The organism is Massilimicrobiota sp. An142 (genome assembly GCF_002160725.1).
In the GTDB taxonomy this organism is placed as follows: domain Bacteria; phylum Bacillota_I; class Bacilli_A; order Erysipelotrichales; family Coprobacillaceae; genus Allocoprobacillus; species Allocoprobacillus merdigallinarum.
Window position 1 is genome coordinate 140,855 of sequence record NZ_NFLD01000001.1, and the last position, 16,855, is coordinate 157,709.

A 16,855-nucleotide genomic window follows, 5' to 3' on the forward strand; every position below is an offset into this window, starting at 1 on the left:
ATTATGCTTCCTCCTTTCCTTTTGTCTGTGTTTCATAGATTGTACGATAAATACCACTTGTTTTTAATAAATTTTCATGTGTATCAAAATCATCAATAACACCATCATTTAATACAATAATACGATCTGCATTTTGCACACTTGATACACGCTGTGAAATAATAATTTTTGTCGTATCTGGAATACGTTCTTCAAATGATTTTTGAATACTTGCATCAGTCGCAGTATCAACAGCACTTGTTGAATCATCCAGAATTAATATTTTTGGTTTCTTTAACAATGCTCTGGCAATACATAAACGTTGTTTTTGTCCACCAGAAACATTTGTTCCACCTTGTTCAATATAAGTATTATACTTATCAGGGAAATCTTGAATAAAATCATCAGCACAAGCCAGACGACATGCTTCCTGACATTCTTCTAAAGTCGCATTTTCATTTCCCCATCTTAAGTTCTGTAAAATAGTTCCACTGAATAAGACATTGTTTTGTAAAACAACAGCTACTTCATTTCTTAATACTTCCAAATCATATTTTCTAACGTCTTCACCACCAACAATAACACTTCCTCGATCAACATCATAAAGACGACTGATTAAGCTGACAAGTGTACTCTTAGCACTTCCAGTTCCACCAATAATTCCAATTGTTTCACCAGAGTGAATGTGGATATCAATATCTCTAAGTACTGGTTCACCTGTTCCATGTTTATAAGAAAAAGTCACATGATCAAAAGTGACAGATCCACTTTTCACTGTTTTTAAGGCATTTTCAGGAGAAACCAAATCTGATTTTTCATTTAAAACTTCGGCAATACGTCTTGCTGAAGCAAATGACATTGTGATCATAACAAATGCCATAGATAACATCATTAATGACATCAAAATATTCATGATATAACTAAATAATGTCGTCAATTCTCCTGTTGTTAGAGTTCCACCAACAACACTCTTTGCTCCTAACCATGATAAAAGTAAAATACATCCATAAACAGCTGTCATCATAGCAGGGTTGTTTAAAGCCAATACAGATTCAGCCTTTACAAATAAACGATAGATATTTTGTGCAGCTCTTTTAAATTTTTCATTTTCATATTTTTCTCTGACGAATGATTTGACAACACGAATAGCGACAACATTTTCTTGAACACTTTCATTTAAATCATCATATTTAGGAAAGACCTGATTAAAATAACGTGTCGCTGTAATCATGATAAATCCTAAAACAATAATTAAGAATCCCATTGCTCCAACAAAAATCAAACTTAATTCATGATTAATCATAAAAGCCATTGTCAGGGCACAAATTAAGTTCATTGGTGCACGAATACACATACGAATAATCATCTGATAAGCCATCTGAACATTCGTCACATCTGTTGTTAAACGTGTAACAAGTCCAGCAGTACTATATTTATCTATATTAGAGAATGAAAATGATTGAATATTTGTATACATTCCATCTCTTAAGTTAGCAGCAAATCCTGTTGAAGCCTTTGCGGCATATTTCCCAGCTAAAAAACCAGTTGATAAAGTTCCAATTGCAATAATAAACATGATAAATCCATATTTATATACAGCATTAATATTTCCAGCTTCAATTCCTAAATCAATAATTCTTGCCATTAACAAAGGAATCAAAATCTCCAAAATAACTTCGACGATAACAAAAAACATTGTTAAAAAAGAATCTTTTTTATATTGTTTGATTTGTTTCATCAATGTTTTAATAACCATATAACCACCCCTTCTTTAAAGATTTGTAACCAACACGATTGCTAATCTGTAGATTCCTGTTCATTTTTAGACATATTTTGAATCATATGATCCGCAACATCTATAAATGTTTCAATTTGTTGAGTTGTTAAACCATCAGTTAATTTATCATGAAGTTGCATCATAGCCTGATTAATCCATTCATGAATCTCTAAACTTTTTTTGGTTAAAACAATTTTTTTCAAACGTCCATCATAATCTACAGGAACACGTTCAATCAACCCCCTCTTATTCATCAAGGTCAGCATTTCAGAAGTCGTTGAACGATTAATAGAAAATTCCTCTTCAATATCCTTTTGAAAAGTATCTTTACCTTCACTGTCTCTTAATTGAACAAAACCAATGATCCAGGTTTGCATCATTGTCGCTCTATCATGTTGGGGTCCCAAATGTTTATCCATATTTCTTTTCATTAAATTACTTAATGTTTTAATACGATATCCAATTGGATCTCTAAACATCGTACCACCTCCATTGTTCGGTTACGAACAGTATTATAATACACATTTTTTTGAATGTAAAGCATTAATATATAAGAAGTTCAGTATTTTTAAAATGATCACTCAAAACAAAATATAAAAAAAGGAAATTGACACTTCATAGTCAATTTCCATATGAAACATTTAAATTGAAACGTTTACTGTTTTTCCATCTGGTCCAGGTGTTTCATTTAAATAATTTGCAATTTTTTCTCTTGTTTCCTGATTGCTGACAACACAGGCAGACACTTTTGATGCTTTTCCTTCAACCAAAGCACCAGCAAAACCAGCACATCCTGGATAACCACAACCACCACAATTGGCACCTGGCAACATTTCTGTAACATCGCTGATACGGTTATCTTCTTCAACACGAAGATATTGATTCGCTATACCTAAAACACATCCAAGTACAGCTCCAATAACAAGCAATGCTAAAATAGCACTAATTTGCATCTTTGACTTCCTCCTTATGATGAGCACTGTGATGAGAACAAGCAATGTTATTGCATCCTACACATTCACTCATATCTTCACACCCTTCTGGTTTTGGTGTGTGTTTATTTAATAAATATGTTCCAATAAAGATGGCTATTAAAATAACTAGCCAAATAATTGCCCAAATAGTCATTAAACAAGACCTGCGATTCCGGCAATAGCACATGCCATAATACCAGCAGTAATTAATGCAATTGGTGTTCCTTTAAAGCTTTCAGGAACATTTGCAATGTCTAATCTTTCACGAATTGTCGCAAAAACATAAATAACAATTGTAAATCCAATTGGTACTGCAAGACCTGCAACCATAGCTTCAATCAATGTATAACCAGCACTGATATTATCTAATGCTACACCTAATACAGCACAGTTTGTTGTAATCAAAGGTAAATAGACACCCATTGATTTATAAATTTCTGGACTTGTCTTTTTCAAGAACATTTCAACAAATTGTACTAAAGACGCAATAACCAAGATAAATGTAATTAAATCCAAATAAGTAATATTTAATGGAGTTAATACATAATAGTATAAAAGATATGTGATAATTGATGCTAAGAAGATGACAAATGTCACAGCATATCCCATGTTCAAAGCATTTTTAGGTTTCTTAGAAACACCTAATAATGGACAAATAGCATAAAACTTACTTAATACAACGTTATTAACAAACGTTAAACCTACAAATAAACTTACTAATTCCATAAACTATTTGACCTCCGCTTTCTTTGCTTTATTAGCTTTTCTTACTTTTAAGAATTGAATAAACGCAAGAATTGTTCCTAAAGTAATGAAGGCTCCAGCAGGTTGAGTAAACAAGCTGATTGCATAATCACTAAAGAAACTAAATTGGAAAATAATCTGACTTGCATCAAATGGATTATATAATGATAAACCACCTGTTCCAATTAATTCTCTAAAGAATGAAATAATTACAACTGCAAATGTATATCCAAGCCCCATTCCTAAAGCATCTAAAATAGAGTCAACAACACCATTTTTAGAAGCAAAGCTTTCTGCTCTTCCTAAAATAATACAGTTGACAACAATTAAAGGAATGAAAACACCTAATGATTCATACAAAGCAGGTGTATATGCATTCATAAGCATTTGAACACATTTAACAAGTGTTGCAATAATAACAATAAATACAGGTATTCTAATTTCGTTAGGAATGATTTTTCTTAATAAAGAAATAATAAAGTTACTCATTAACAAAACACAAATAACAGCCATTCCCATACCAATTGCATTTGTTAATGAAGTTGTAATTGCTAGGGATGAACATAGACCTAACAATAAAACAAAGATTGGATTTTCAGCAATTAATCCTTTTTTAAATATATCAAATTTCTTCATCTATGTTCCCTCCTTACTTATAGTTTTCATTGTAATGTTGTGTTGCTTGTTCAATTCCTTCAACAACAGCTGTTGAAGAAATGGTAGCACCAGAAATTGTATCAATAGAATCACCAATGTTCTTACCTACAACACTACTAATAAATGCTTCGCCAGCAACTTGATCACCAATACCTTTTGTTTCAGTACTGCAATCAATAATCTGTAATCCTTTATATGTTCCATCTTTATCTAAAGCAATCAAAGCTTTAACTTCTCCACCATATCCTTGAGCAGCAGTTTCATAAATATATCCTACAGCACTTCCACCTTTATCGGCTTCATATACTGAAACCAAAGCAGGATAATCACTTAAAGAAACATCTAAAGCTTTAAATTCTTCACCACTAGAATAAATTTTGACTAAATTTTCCTTAACACTGGCAATTTTTTGTTCTTGAATAATGGGATCTGTCATGCCATTAACAAATGACAAAGCGCCTCCAGCTAAGCCAGCCACAATTGCAAGGAAAACAGTTAATTTAACAATATTTTTCATCTTATTTCCCTCCTACTTTGTTTGATCAATAGCTTCCTGAATAGCATTGACAATTCCTTTTGTTGTAACTGTTGCTCCTGTTGATGTATCAATTCCAGAAACATCAGCCCATTTAGTTTCGCCATTTAAAACATTATCATGGAAAGTTTTCGCTTTTTCATTTAAACTTCCACCAGCACCTGATTCAATTAAATCTTTTCCAAATCCACCTGTTTCTCCAGCGTATTCAACAACTTCTACTTTTGTGACAGTTTCATTTGCTTTATTCACAGAAACTTTAACTGTCATTGGATTAGCATCTCCACCGAATCCTTTTGCTGTTAAAGTATATGTATAAGTATCACCATCAACAACCGGTGCTTTTTGAGCTTGTTCAATCGCACCTTTTATAGCATTAACAATTCCTTTTGAAGTGACTGTCGCACCTGTTGATGTATCAATACCATCAACATCACTTGTAGAAAGACTACCATTTAACACTTGATCATAGAAAGTTTTGGCTTTTTCATTTAAATTTCCACCTGTTCCTGATTCGATTAAATCTTTTCCGTATCCACCTGTTTCACCAGCGTATTCAAGAACTTTAACAGATTCAACTGTATCACCATCAATTTTAACTGCCACTTTCATTGGATTAGCACTTCCACCAAATCCATTAACTTGCATGACATATCCATCATCAGTTGTTTCAAGATATGTCCATTGAACTTTATTAGCTTCTTCTTCAGCCTTTTTCTTTTCTTCTTCCTCTTTTGCTTTTTGAGCTTCTAATGCTTCTTGTTCAGCTGCAGCAACATCATTTTTAATACCTGTGCTGATACCAAAGACACATGCAACAGCTACAACTAAGCTAATACCAATAGCAGCCCATTGTTTACCAACATTTTGGTCAGTTCTACCTAAAACAAATGAGTCAATTAATGGTGTTAACATATTCATCATTAAAATTGAGAATAATACACCTTCAGGATAATTCGCTTTTAAACGAATAATCATTGTTAAAAATCCTAAACAAATACCATAAATAATCTTTCCTAACGGACTAGATGGTGATGTAACTGGGTCCGTTGCCATAAAGACAGCCCCAAACATTGCTCCACCTAAACAGAAATGAATTAATGGATAACTTATAGGATCTAATCCATTCACTAAAGCAAACACTTCAGCTAAAACTAAGATTGTTCCCATATAAGCAACTGGAATTCTCGCATCATAAACTTTTCTGATAGCTAATATAATTCCAACAATGAAAATCAATACAATACAAGTTTCTCCTAAAGCACCAGTATGATTACCGAAGAATAAATCACCTAAAGTATAAGAGAAGCTTTCTCCACCTAGCCATGAAGTTCCAGCCAACATTGTTGTTGGTGTTGCTTTTGTTGCAATATCAATACCATTTACAGTATCAGGAATATTTGCAATCAGTTCTGCACCATAAGCCAAATGTACAACAACACGACCAACTAAAGCTGGATTGAAGATATTGTGTCCAAAACCACCATAAACCAATTTACCAAAGAATATAGCAATAAATGAACCAATAGCTGTCACATATAAAGGTGTTCCAGCTGGCAATGTTAATGTAAAGATAATAGCTGTTACCCATGCAAAACTATTTTTCAAATAAGTGAGAACTTTTTCTTTATGAATAAGTGCCCATACAGCTTCAGTTGCAATCGCAACAACTAAAGAAACAATATACATCAATGCAACATGCATCAATGGATCATTTGTTGTAAAGTTATAGTAATAATAATATAAAGAATAAGCAACTAGCACCAAAAGACCAATTGTCAAATCTCTCATAATACGATGTGTAGAGAGCTTTTGTCTATAATTTGGTGATGTTCTTTGTAAAGTAATTTTCATTAATCTTCACCCTCCCTACGCATTCTTTTTTCTTTGTGCTAACTGGTAACGACGTTTTGCTTTTGCGACCATATCTGTCACTTCAATCTTACTTGGACAAATATATGTACACATACCACATTCAACACAACGAGATGTATCTAATTTTTCAATAAGTTCAACATTGGCTGCCTTTTCTGCCTGCATAATACGTACAGGTTGCAAATGCATTGGACAGTGCAATGTACATTCACCACATTTTAAACATGGTAATGGTTGAATATTTTCTTTTTTCATAACTGTAATGGCATTGTTATGAGAATAGATTACAAATGTATCATTCATAACAGATTTTCCCATCATTGGTCCACCACCAACTAAGAATCCATCACAATCTTCATCAATATATCCACCAATTTTTTCAACAATATAATTAACTGGTGTTCCAATTGCGACATCAACATTTTGTGGTTCTTTCAAACCATTTCCAGAGAATGTCACAACACGACGTGTAATTGCTTCACCTTGACGAATTCCTTTAGAAACAGCAATTGCTGTTGATGAGTTATTGACAATAACACCTATTTCAGCAGGTAAACGATCATATTCCTTTTTAAAGACTGTACGAATCAATACTCTTTCCCATCCCATAGGATAGCGATCAGGAACTTCACGTGGTTCGATGTTATCATAGTTTTTAGCTTCTTCTACTAAGAGTTCCATTAAATCAGGTTTATGTTCCTTAATAGCAATAATGGCTTTTTTAGCTCCCGCAGCTTGAATTAAATAATGTGTCCCATCAAAAAGTGCTTTAATATCTCTTTTCATAGCGACATGATCACTTGTTAAGAATGGTTCACATTCTACACCATTAATTAAAATTGTTTCAATGTTTTGAACATTTTCATATTTAACATATGTTGGGAATCCAGAACCACCTAATCCAACAATTCCCAATTCTTTAATGGCTTTAATAATATCTTCCTGACTCATATGATCAGGATCACTGACTTCATATGCTTTTACTCTTTCATCTTTATGATCATTTTCAATCACAATATGATTTTGTAAACGCTTTGAAGCATGCATACGTTTTTCTATTCCCTTAACTGTTCCAGAAACTGGAGAATAAATTGGAACGTACATACTTTTACGTGTTGCCAATTTTGTTCCAATGCAGACATGATCTCCTTCTTTAACATGAACATCAAAATCTGTTGCAACTCCTAAAACAAGGGGAACATAAATAACGTCAGGTGTTTCGATAGTCAAAATAGGTTTATCTTTAGTTAAGCCTTTTTGGCCATCTAACTTTACTTTTCCTTTTCCAGATAAAATTGACATTATATCCCTCCATATCTTTAAAATACTAGTATAGTATAGCATTTTTTTATGTATTTGGAAATAGAATTATATCCTATGTTCACAAAATGTTCACAAAAAAAAGTTTCCCATAAAAGGAAACTATTTTCTAATCAGACTAACCACTGTATCAAATTTGGCAGAATATGGATATGTATCTATAGGAATGATCTTTTCTATACGATAATATTTATCCAATTCTTCTAAATCTTTCGCTAAAGAAGATGGGTGATCACTGACATATATAATATGTTTTATTTTTGATAAGATAAAACTTTGTTTAAAAGCATCACTTAATTCAGAACTTCTTACAATCACTTCATCAAAATGATTCTTCTTGCATTGTTGAATACATGCTTCATGAACATTTTGACAAATCCATTGAACATTATCTTTAACCAAGAATTTTGCATTTTCTTTTGCATCATGAATATGATAATTCTTTTCATCAACAGCAACAATATTTTGTTTTAAAGAAAGTTCTAATAAACCTATTCCACAATTCAATGATAAAATCTTTGAATCTTCAGATAATAAAGAACGAATTGTATCAAGTTTTATTTTTTCCATTTGAGGATAAACAGGAAATTCAGATTTTATCGAATATAAATACTTCTGATCAAAACAATGGAATGGCAAATAAGATTGTCCATAAGCCTTTTTATATCCTTGCATTTCAAATTGCTGATATCGTGTTGTATTGATTGTATACCAGATACTTTTCACTTCAGGAATTTGACTAATATCATTGATGACTTCCTGTTTCATGCCATCCTGTCCAGTCACAAATAAAACTTGAATTTGTCCATCAATATTTCGCATACGCATAAAGCGTAAACCTTTTTTAACTTTATCGTTATAATCTCTGACATGATGTTCATTTAAAATATCTTCAATTTTTTGAATACATGTATTGATCAAGGAATCTTGCATTGAACATTGATTCATTAAAGTTAAATATTTTGTTTCACGCTGAAAAATTCCAGCATGTACTTTTCCTTTAAAATATGTTATAGGCAAAGACACAACTTGACGATAATGTAAAGTTTCAGGTGCTTTTATTGTTTTTTGAATAGGTAAACGTTCTACATCAAAATGTGTGTATTTCTTTAAGGCATCTTTCAATAATCCTTTTTTAAATGATAAATGTTTTGAATATTCAAGCGTTGTTAAAGCGCAGCCTTGACAATTTGTGTACTCTTTACAAACCGATGGTTGTCGATATGGTGACTTTTGAATATATCTGACAACTTTTCCCTTTGTAAATTGACGTGTTCTTTCAATGATTTCAACATCTACAATTTCACCTGGCAAAGCATCTTGAATAAAGCATATCTTTTTTTCAATATACCCTATTCCTTCACCATTAATTCCCAATTTCTTTATTTCTACTCTTTCTTTTCTCATCAGAGATCCTCCTGAAATATAATATATTTGTAATATACATGCCAACATAGAAAAATTCGGCAGTCCAGTTAAAAACAAACAAAACAATCACAATAGAAGCCAATGGTCCATATACGGACTGATAATCAGCAATTTGAAAATAAAAACTCAATGCATAGTATAATATCAATAGTAATACACTGGCAACCAATGCCCCTTGAAAAGCATCGCTATAATGAATTTTCATTCTTGGTACAATCATATAAATGCCCGTCAAACAAAAACAAATCAAAGCATATAATAAAATATGACGAATACCCGCATAAGAATATAAAAAATTAAAAATATACGCTAAAGGGCCAATTGCTGTGATTGCGATGACACCAATCAATAACAATAACAGATAAATTGTTACTTTAATTGTATATATATAATACCCTAAAATAGTTTCTTCTGTTTCTGGGTGATACATACGTTTACTAATTTCATATATGTTACCAACACCTCTTGATACTGTATAAATAGATACAAGGATTGTGACAAAGGCAACAGTATTAAAAGAACGTGACTGTAAAATATCTATCAGCATTTGTGCATATTCTTTGACTACAAATTGTTCAATGATATTCTGTAAAATAGTCATATCAATATTAAACAGTGATGTTCCTATTGCAATCAATGTAAATGCTGGTATTAACAGCAACAGAAGATAAAAAGATAAGGCCGCAGCTGCATACGATGGTATAGCAGTACGATAATCATCATATATAATTGTACATCGCTCATAGAATTCTCTCATAAATGGCCTCCCACCAATAAGAGAGGAAAAACATTAACTTTGTTTTTCCTCCCCTTTCTCGTCTTCATTTTCAAATCCCTTTTTTAAATGCAACAATACAATTCTATTCTTATCAATTTCTTTGATTGTAAATATAACCGAATCAATAATGATTTCCTGATTGATTTCAGGACTTCCATTACACTGTCCTAAAACCAAACCACCAATAGACTCAAAATCTTCTGAATCAAATGATGTTTCACAAACATCATTAACCTCATCAATATTCAAACTTCCATCAATGAGATATTCACCTTGACCCAAATCAACAATGGACTGTTCAACTTCATCATATTCATCATCAATTTCGCCAACGATTTCTTCTACAATATCTTCTAAAGTTACAATTCCACTCATGACACCATATTCGTCTAATACGACCGCTAATGACACATGATCTTTTCGCATAGCTTCAAAAACATCAGAAATCTGATTGAATTCATAAACAAAATAAGTATCACGCATGATTTTTGTTACATCAAAATCTTCACGGTGAACATCATATAAAAACAAGTCTTTAATATATAATACACCTATAATTTCATCATATGAATCATTATGAACAGGTAATCTTGAAAATTGAGATTCTCTAAAAGCTAAAATGATTTCATCATAAGTCGTATCATCAGAAATACTTTCAACATGAATTCTTGGGGTCATGACTTCTTTAATTTCAGTATCACCAAATTCAAACACATTATGAATCATTTCTTTTTCTTCATCTTCCAAAACGCCTTCTTCATGAGAAACAGTAACGATGGTTTTTAAATCTTCTTCTGTCATTGTTGGACCTTTGTTAGCATCGCCACCAAAAAGACGAACAAAAAAGCCTGAAACAATATTTAAAATAGCCACAACAGGAGTAAAGATAATAACGATAAACTTAATGAAACGACATACTCCAAAAGCAATAGATTCAGCATTTTGCGTAGCTAGAGATTTAGGCGTAATCTCACCAAAAATTAATATAATTAAAGTCACAACACCTGTGGCAAGTGCAACACCCGTTCCTTCATTACCTAAAATACTAATCACAAAAGATGTCGTTAAAGAAGAAGCAGCAATATTAACTAAATTGTTTCCTACCAATATCGAGCTTAATAAACGTGTCTGATCTTCTAATAATGACCGAATGAGAATCGCTTTCCTATTATTTTCCTCTGCCAATGTCTTTACTCTTATTTTATTGATTGACATAAATGCTGTTTCACTCATTGAAAAAAGAGCCGATAATGAAATAAGCACAATAAAAGTAAAAATCATGACTATCTGACTCGAGTCCATTTTGATACATATCTCCTTCTCATCACATAAATTTCCTAAATATTACTATAAAACCATTGAATTGTCAAACGACCTCTACTTTATAGTATAATATCATTTTTAAAATTATCAATAAAATCCATCTTAAGATTTATTTTTATCTTTCATCTCTAACCACTGCATCCATTCACGATGTTGTTTACGTTTTTGTACAAGAAAAAGAATAGGAAAAACAATACTGCTAACTGCAATCATCCCTAAAAAAGACATTATTAATGTTTGGTTAATCATTTCCATCTATTTTCACACTCCATTTTTATTATAACAAAAAAAGTACACCCATGACAGATGTACTTTGTGAATTATTATAATAAAGATTGATATAATGCTTTAATTTCTTCAACACTTGTATCTCTAGGATTTCCTGGACAACATGCATCAGCTAAAGCTGATTCACTTAAGAAGTCTAAATCTTCAACTTTCACAATATCTTTAAGATCAGCTGGGATACCAACATCTTGTGATAATTGTTTAACAGCATTGATTGCAGCCTGACGATATTCATCTTGGCTCATACCTGTTGTATCAACACCCATTGCTTCAGCAATATCTTTATATTTTTCACCAGTATATGGTGCATTGTATGCCATAACTGTTGGTAAAATAATCGCATTAGCCACACCATGAGGTGTATCATATAATGCCCCAAGAGGATGTGCCATACTATGAACCAATCCTAAACCAACATTAGAGAATCCCATACCTGCGATATATTGACCTAAAGCCATACCTTCTCTACCTTCTGGTGTATTTTCAACAGCTCCTCTTAAGTTTTTCGCAATGATTTCGATTGCTTTTAAATGGAACATATCACTCATTTCCCATGCTCCTTTAGTAATATATCCTTCAATCGCATGAGTCAATGCATCCATACCTGTTGCAGCAGTTAAACCTTTAGGCATGCTTGCCATCATATCAGGATCAACAAAAGCAACAACTGGAATATCATGAACATCTACACATACCATTTTTCTATCTTTTTGTGCATCAGTAATAACATAATTGATAGTGACTTCAGCTGCTGTTCCTGCTGTTGTAGGTACTGCAAAGATTGGTGTACATGGATTTTTAGTATCAGCAACACCTTCTAAGCTTCTTACATCTTCAAATTCTGGATTACGATCAATAATTCCAATCGCTTTAGCAGTATCCATTGATGATCCACCACCAATAGCTATAATATAATCAGCTTTTGCATTATGCAATGCTTCTACACCATGTTGTACATTTTCAATTGTTGGATTAGCTTTAATATCTGAATAAATTTCATAAACCAATCCTGCTTCGTCTAATAAATCTGTTACTTTTTTTGTAACCCCAAATTGAATTAAATCCGGATCAGAACAAACCAATGCTTTTTGAAAACCTCTTGCTTTTGCTTCAGTAACAATTTCATTGATTGCTCCTTTTCCATGATAGCTTGTTTCATTTAATACAAATCTGTTTGCCATTTTTATTACATCTCCTTTATTTTGCTGATTCTATTTTAACATTCTTGTGAAAATAAAAACAAGTGACAAATGAAAGCGTTTGTCACTTTACTTCATAAAACATTTTCACAGGAATTCTATATTGATATGAACTCCACTTTCATAACCTATTAACATGTCTCATATAGGCTCATCAAAACTATAAATCAGACAACAATTGTTCTAATTTAGGAGGTAAAGCCTGAATTAATAAATCAGCCATTTCTTCAGGTGTCTTATTCATTCCTGAAATCGCCCATTCCACTGTCATTGTGATAGAACCATGACAGTACATTTCTAATAAAAACATAATATCCGTAGGAATATTTCCTATTTTTTTATAAATAATATTCTGATAAAACTCTAAAATACATTGATAATCATAATTTTCGACATTATTATAATCCTTAGATTGAAACGCCTGCATAAAAAAGATTTTATCATTCAGTAAAAAAGTAAATTTCTTAATCAGTCCTTCTCTCAGTGTTGAAGAATTGCCAATCTGTCGAAATGATTTATCAGCCAGTTTTTCAAAATACCAATTAACCAAATCGTATTTATCTTTAAAATAGCGGTAAAAAGTTTGTCTTGTCATTCCACTATGTTTCACAATATCTGTAACAGTCATTTTATCTAATGACTGTTTTGCCATTAAATCTTTAATACTTTGTGCAAAAAGATAGCGTGTTGAATCGTGTTCGTTCATAATGACCACCTCTTTTTTATTATAAAAGAAACAAGACTTTGAAACAAGCCCAAACATTCACACAATCTTCTTATTGTCATATGTCCTGAAATTTGTTAGAATATGAACATTAGGAGGCATCAAACATGAATTTTATAAAGAAGTTTTCAAAAGAAATTAGTGTCTTTGGATTAGTACTTTTGATATTCTTAGGACTCTTTATATATCGTCAGGCAACATTTAAAGATTATAAGACAGTATCAGAAAGTCGATTAACTCAAATGATAGAAGATAAAAAAGATTTTGTCGTTGTATTAGGAGATTCAACTGATTCTACAATGGTCAGTTATCAAGACATCATGACGACATATACAACCAAAAATCGTTCTACACCTTTTTATTATCTAGATACATCTGAAGTTGATAATATTGACAGTTATGTAGAAAAAACATTTGATACAAATGTAACTTATCCAGCAACTCTTATTATTAAAGATGGAAAGATGACTGCCAAAAAAGAAGGATACAATCAATATTATTCTTTATATGATTTCGTTAAAGAAAATTTCGAATAAAAAATAAACAATATTATAAAATGAAGTTGACACTATTTTAACCAGAAGTGATATTCTCTTCTGGTTTTTATTATTGTATTCTCACTGACCATGACAATGACAAACTTGAGATATGACTTTTTACCTTTTATTTTTCATACAAAAATATTTTGTCTCTTATCTCATATATAGAAAAAAGAGGAGCATATTTATATACTCCTCAAAAATCATCAAACTCTTAACTCCATCATATTTTTCAATGGAATTTTTATTTCTTATAAATTCTTTCAACACGTTCACTCACTAAACACACAATTTCATATGGGATTGTTGACAATTCCTTAGCCATACGAGCCAGTGTTATATGTTCACCAAAAATTTCCACACGATCATGTAAATGAACATTCTGATCGACCTTAACCATCATTTGATCCATACAAACTCTACCAACAATTGGATAATAATGTCCCTCTATATAAACTTCTCTACCCTGATTCGCACGAATCAATCCATCAGCATATCCAATAGGTAATGTGGCTATATACTCATCTTCTAAAGCTGTATATGTGAGTCCATAGCCAATGCGTTCACCCTTCTTAACCTGTTTTATCATTGAAACACGTGTATATAAAGACATCACCTGTTTGAGTGCTTGACATTCTTCACCAGATGGATCAACGCCATACATAGCTATACCAATACGTGCCAAATTAGAGCGGTCATCTTGATGATACATCATAGCAGCTGAATTTTGGCAATGGATATATCGAAAAGAATGTTGACCAATAATATCATAAAACATCTGAATTTGCTGTTCATAAGCATCATTTTGCATCTCATCATCAGCAGTTGCAAAATGCGTAAAAACGCCATCAACCTGAAACATAGAATTTTGACAACAAGCCAAAATGTCCTCAAATTCTGCTTTTGATTTCAAACCAATACGATTCATTCCAGTATCTATTTTAATATGAACTTTCACAGGTTTATGATGATGATAAAGCTTTTGAATTTCAGCCATATATTCCTTTGAAAATAGCGATAAAGTAATATCATAATGAATAACCAAATCCAAATCTTCAATAGGAATAGCACCTAAAACAAGTATATCCTGTTGAATCCCAATCTTTCTTAAATCAATAGCTTCTTTCAGTGTTGCAACACCAAACATTGAAATATGTGGATTATCCTTTAAAATATTGGCAACCTGCTGATAACCGTGTCCATAAGCGTTAGCCTTAATGATGGCCATAAGCGGTTTACGTACTTTTTGATATAATGTTTCAACATTATCCTGTAAATAATCTAGACGAATGCAGGCATAGGTATCACGATAATGTATCACATTTTCACCCCTTTTCATTGTTTTAGTATAATCCATCATACTCTTTTTTTCAAGAAAAAATAGGGTTTTCCCCTATTTCACTTGTGATGATTGCATACTTGATAAAACAGCGAGTTTTTCTTGTGATGTTAAATCATTAGAATAAAGAGAACAAACAACCCCTGATGAAATATATGTCATTTGCTGATCATTTTCAAAAGCTACTCCATCAATCATATCTATCATATTGCCATCAATACTTTCAATTTGTAAATCATCATTTTCTTTTGATGTTTTTTCAACGATAGTAAATGATTTTTCACCAGTAAATTTTAAAATATGATTAATTTCATCATCAATTGTAGATACTTTTTCATTTTCTAGTGTTGATCCCATTAAAGAGACTGGATAAAGTGGTAATGATGCTGCCACACTATCTGTGTATTCTGTTTTTGTTTCTTTAATGATATTGTTTTGTAAAAAGCTATCTTTTTTCATATCCTGATTCATTTCAAAAGATGTGACTTCAACTTTAATAACTTCTGTTCCATCCTGATCAAACACACTAATATATACTGGTTTTAAAGATTTATCAAACTTCACTTCCTGACTTTTAACACGTTCATCATTTTCATAAGTCATTTCACCTTGAACCAGATATCCATCTTTTACTTTTTCAGATTTATTATCTTTTAAAAATGATACAAGTGATTGATAGATGTATGGTTTAGGTGAATTATGAGGCCATTCGCTTTGAAATTGAAAAGCCTGATTCAGTGATGGCGTTAAGACAAACACACCTTCATCATTTCTAACAATCACTTGTGATTGATTTAATGATTTATCGTAAAGCTCAACTTTATAATAATCTTTTTTATCAATACGTGCATAAGTTGATGTGACCTGATAAGATTTTAATTCATCATTCTCTAACATCTCCATATTTCCTACAAGTTGATAACTTTGACATCGATTTGCTTCTTCAATCAAATCATTAAGTGATGTAGATTTCAAAAAAAACCAGCTTACACCTATAACAATCACAACAATCACACTCACTGCAATAGCAATGATTTTTTTATTCATGATTATTCCTCCTCATCACATCTTATGATTTGTCAATGTTTTTATGAATAAAGATATGAGGTTTGGTTATAATATCATTAGGAGGATAGAAAAAATGAATATGATACAGAAAATTGCTTTAGTTTTTACCATTATTGGTGCAATCAACTGGGGACTCATTGGCCTCTTTAATTTTAATCTTGTAGAAGCTGTTTTTGGCGATGCGCTTTTAAGTGCCATTATCTATATGATTGTAGGAATTGCTGGTATTATTAATATTATGTTGTTATTTACTGATTTAGATCGATAAAGAAAAAGACAAAACGTTTGAAGTATAACTTCTAGACGTT

19 protein-coding genes are annotated in these 16,855 nt (G+C 31.7%); 2 read left to right on the forward strand and 17 right to left on the reverse strand.

Annotation, left to right across the window (positions count from 1 at the left end; genetic code table 11):
* Position 1: 1 nt before the first annotated feature.
* The 15 genes from B5E87_RS00745 to B5E87_RS00810 all read right to left on the reverse strand — a co-directional run bounded on the left by B5E87_RS00745 (position 2) and on the right by B5E87_RS00810 (position 13,583).
* Positions 2–1,735: an ABC transporter ATP-binding protein gene (locus B5E87_RS00745; RefSeq protein WP_087242957.1), complete on the reverse strand. Its 1,734-nt coding sequence runs from the start codon at positions 1,733–1,735 to the stop codon at positions 2–4.
* Positions 1,736–1,776: 41 nt separating this feature from the next.
* Positions 1,777–2,235 (reverse strand): MarR family winged helix-turn-helix transcriptional regulator, encoded by a 459-nt coding sequence (locus B5E87_RS00750; protein ID WP_087242959.1) that lies wholly within the window; start codon positions 2,233–2,235, stop codon positions 1,777–1,779.
* A gap of 162 nt (positions 2,236–2,397) precedes the next feature.
* Positions 2,398–2,709: a (Fe-S)-binding protein gene (locus B5E87_RS00755; protein WP_087242961.1), complete on the reverse strand. Its 312-nt coding sequence runs from the start codon at positions 2,707–2,709 to the stop codon at positions 2,398–2,400.
* Positions 2,699–2,884 carry a hypothetical protein gene (locus tag B5E87_RS00760; protein ID WP_087242963.1) on the reverse strand — a complete coding sequence of 62 codons (186 nt, stop codon included), beginning with the start codon at positions 2,882–2,884 and terminating at the stop codon, positions 2,699–2,701. The genes B5E87_RS00755 and B5E87_RS00760 overlap by 11 nt, the downstream gene beginning before the upstream one ends.
* Complete coding sequence (locus B5E87_RS00765; protein WP_087242965.1) at positions 2,884–3,456, reverse strand: electron transport complex protein RnfA; 573 nt, start codon at positions 3,454–3,456, stop codon at positions 2,884–2,886. The genes B5E87_RS00760 and B5E87_RS00765 overlap by 1 nt, the downstream gene beginning before the upstream one ends.
* A 3-nt stretch (positions 3,457–3,459) precedes the next feature.
* Positions 3,460–4,110 carry an electron transport complex subunit RsxE gene (gene rsxE, locus B5E87_RS00770; protein ID WP_087242967.1) on the reverse strand — a complete coding sequence of 217 codons (651 nt, stop codon included), beginning with the start codon at positions 4,108–4,110 and terminating at the stop codon, positions 3,460–3,462.
* 13 nt (positions 4,111–4,123) lie between these two features.
* Positions 4,124–4,648, reverse strand: a complete 525-nt coding sequence (locus B5E87_RS00775) for an RnfABCDGE type electron transport complex subunit G (protein WP_087242969.1) — start codon at positions 4,646–4,648, stop codon at positions 4,124–4,126.
* A gap of 12 nt (positions 4,649–4,660) precedes the next feature.
* Positions 4,661–6,520: an RnfABCDGE type electron transport complex subunit D gene (locus B5E87_RS00780; RefSeq protein ID WP_087242970.1), complete on the reverse strand. Its 1,860-nt coding sequence runs from the start codon at positions 6,518–6,520 to the stop codon at positions 4,661–4,663.
* Positions 6,521–6,535: 15 nt separating this feature from the next.
* Complete coding sequence (locus tag B5E87_RS00785) at positions 6,536–7,843, reverse strand: RnfABCDGE type electron transport complex subunit C (RefSeq protein ID WP_087242972.1); 1,308 nt, start codon at positions 7,841–7,843, stop codon at positions 6,536–6,538.
* A gap of 120 nt (positions 7,844–7,963) precedes the next feature.
* Positions 7,964–9,268 carry a 23S rRNA (uracil(1939)-C(5))-methyltransferase RlmD gene (gene rlmD, locus B5E87_RS00790; RefSeq protein ID WP_087242974.1) on the reverse strand — a complete coding sequence of 435 codons (1,305 nt, stop codon included), beginning with the start codon at positions 9,266–9,268 and terminating at the stop codon, positions 7,964–7,966.
* Positions 9,228–10,046, reverse strand: coding sequence for a YihY/virulence factor BrkB family protein (locus tag B5E87_RS00795; RefSeq protein WP_087242976.1), 819 nt, complete (start codon positions 10,044–10,046; stop codon positions 9,228–9,230). Before B5E87_RS00795 ends, rlmD begins: the two co-directional genes overlap by 41 nt.
* A 33-nt stretch (positions 10,047–10,079) precedes the next feature.
* On the reverse strand, positions 10,080–11,369 hold the full coding sequence (locus B5E87_RS00800; protein ID WP_087242978.1) for an HlyC/CorC family transporter: 1,290 nt from the start codon (positions 11,367–11,369) through the stop codon (positions 10,080–10,082).
* Between the two features lie 123 nt (positions 11,370–11,492).
* Entirely contained in the window at positions 11,493–11,618 is a 126-nt protein-coding gene (locus B5E87_RS15510) for a hypothetical protein (RefSeq protein WP_275112283.1), read from the reverse strand.
* A gap of 95 nt (positions 11,619–11,713) precedes the next feature.
* On the reverse strand, positions 11,714–12,859 hold the full coding sequence (gene fucO, locus B5E87_RS00805) for a lactaldehyde reductase (protein ID WP_087242980.1): 1,146 nt from the start codon (positions 12,857–12,859) through the stop codon (positions 11,714–11,716).
* Positions 12,860–13,037: 178 nt separating this feature from the next.
* The gene (locus tag B5E87_RS00810; RefSeq protein ID WP_087242981.1) at positions 13,038–13,583 is read right to left on the reverse strand and encodes a TetR/AcrR family transcriptional regulator C-terminal domain-containing protein; all 546 of its coding nucleotides are present in this window, start codon (positions 13,581–13,583) and stop codon (positions 13,038–13,040) included.
* A gap of 125 nt (positions 13,584–13,708) precedes the next feature.
* On the opposite strand from B5E87_RS00810, the gene B5E87_RS00815 reads away from it, so the two are divergent.
* Positions 13,709–14,137: a hypothetical protein gene (locus tag B5E87_RS00815; RefSeq protein ID WP_087242983.1), complete on the forward strand. Its 429-nt coding sequence runs from the start codon at positions 13,709–13,711 to the stop codon at positions 14,135–14,137.
* Positions 14,138–14,384: 247 nt separating this feature from the next.
* Here B5E87_RS00815 and alr read toward each other — a convergent pair whose 3' ends face one another.
* The gene (gene alr / locus B5E87_RS00820) at positions 14,385–15,497 is read right to left on the reverse strand and encodes an alanine racemase (protein WP_241147097.1); all 1,113 of its coding nucleotides are present in this window, start codon (positions 15,495–15,497) and stop codon (positions 14,385–14,387) included.
* Between the two features lie 36 nt (positions 15,498–15,533).
* Positions 15,534–16,526, reverse strand: coding sequence for a LolA family protein (locus B5E87_RS00825; RefSeq protein WP_087242985.1), 993 nt, complete (start codon positions 16,524–16,526; stop codon positions 15,534–15,536).
* 94 nt (positions 16,527–16,620) lie between these two features.
* On the opposite strand from B5E87_RS00825, the gene B5E87_RS00830 reads away from it, so the two are divergent.
* A complete protein-coding gene (locus B5E87_RS00830) occupies positions 16,621–16,815 on the forward strand; it encodes a DUF378 domain-containing protein (protein ID WP_087242987.1) in 195 nt (64 codons plus the stop codon).
* Positions 16,816–16,855: the final 40 nt, after the last annotated feature.

Coding starts and splice junctions, on each gene's coding strand:
- B5E87_RS00810 (WP_087242981.1), bottom strand. CDS start 13,583: ATGAACGAACACGATTCAACACGCTATCTTTTTGCACAAAGTATTAAA.
- rsxE (WP_087242967.1), bottom strand. CDS start 4,110: ATGAAGAAATTTGATATATTTAAAAAAGGATTAATTGCTGAAAATCCA.
- B5E87_RS00760 (WP_087242963.1), bottom strand. CDS start 2,884: ATGACTATTTGGGCAATTATTTGGCTAGTTATTTTAATAGCCATCTTT.
- B5E87_RS00815 (WP_087242983.1), top strand. CDS start 13,709: ATGAATTTTATAAAGAAGTTTTCAAAAGAAATTAGTGTCTTTGGATTA.
- B5E87_RS00825 (WP_087242985.1), bottom strand. CDS start 16,526: ATGAATAAAAAAATCATTGCTATTGCAGTGAGTGTGATTGTTGTGATT.
- B5E87_RS00775 (WP_087242969.1), bottom strand. CDS start 4,648: ATGAAAAATATTGTTAAATTAACTGTTTTCCTTGCAATTGTGGCTGGC.
- B5E87_RS00750 (WP_087242959.1), bottom strand. CDS start 2,235: ATGTTTAGAGATCCAATTGGATATCGTATTAAAACATTAAGTAATTTA.
- B5E87_RS00780 (WP_087242970.1), bottom strand. CDS start 6,520: ATGAAAATTACTTTACAAAGAACATCACCAAATTATAGACAAAAGCTC.
- B5E87_RS00785 (WP_087242972.1), bottom strand. CDS start 7,843: ATGTCAATTTTATCTGGAAAAGGAAAAGTAAAGTTAGATGGCCAAAAA.
- B5E87_RS00745 (WP_087242957.1), bottom strand. CDS start 1,735: ATGGTTATTAAAACATTGATGAAACAAATCAAACAATATAAAAAAGAT.
- B5E87_RS00800 (WP_087242978.1), bottom strand. CDS start 11,369: ATGGACTCGAGTCAGATAGTCATGATTTTTACTTTTATTGTGCTTATT.
- B5E87_RS00765 (WP_087242965.1), bottom strand. CDS start 3,456: ATGGAATTAGTAAGTTTATTTGTAGGTTTAACGTTTGTTAATAACGTT.
- B5E87_RS15510 (WP_275112283.1), bottom strand. CDS start 11,618: ATGTCTTTTTTAGGGATGATTGCAGTTAGCAGTATTGTTTTTCCTATT.
- B5E87_RS00830 (WP_087242987.1), top strand. CDS start 16,621: ATGAATATGATACAGAAAATTGCTTTAGTTTTTACCATTATTGGTGCA.
- B5E87_RS00755 (WP_087242961.1), bottom strand. CDS start 2,709: ATGCAAATTAGTGCTATTTTAGCATTGCTTGTTATTGGAGCTGTACTT.
- fucO (WP_087242980.1), bottom strand. CDS start 12,859: ATGGCAAACAGATTTGTATTAAATGAAACAAGCTATCATGGAAAAGGA.
- rlmD (WP_087242974.1), bottom strand. CDS start 9,268: ATGAGAAAAGAAAGAGTAGAAATAAAGAAATTGGGAATTAATGGTGAA.
- alr (WP_241147097.1), bottom strand. CDS start 15,497: ATGGATTATACTAAAACAATGAAAAGGGGTGAAAATGTGATACATTAT.
- B5E87_RS00795 (WP_087242976.1), bottom strand. CDS start 10,046: ATGAGAGAATTCTATGAGCGATGTACAATTATATATGATGATTATCGT.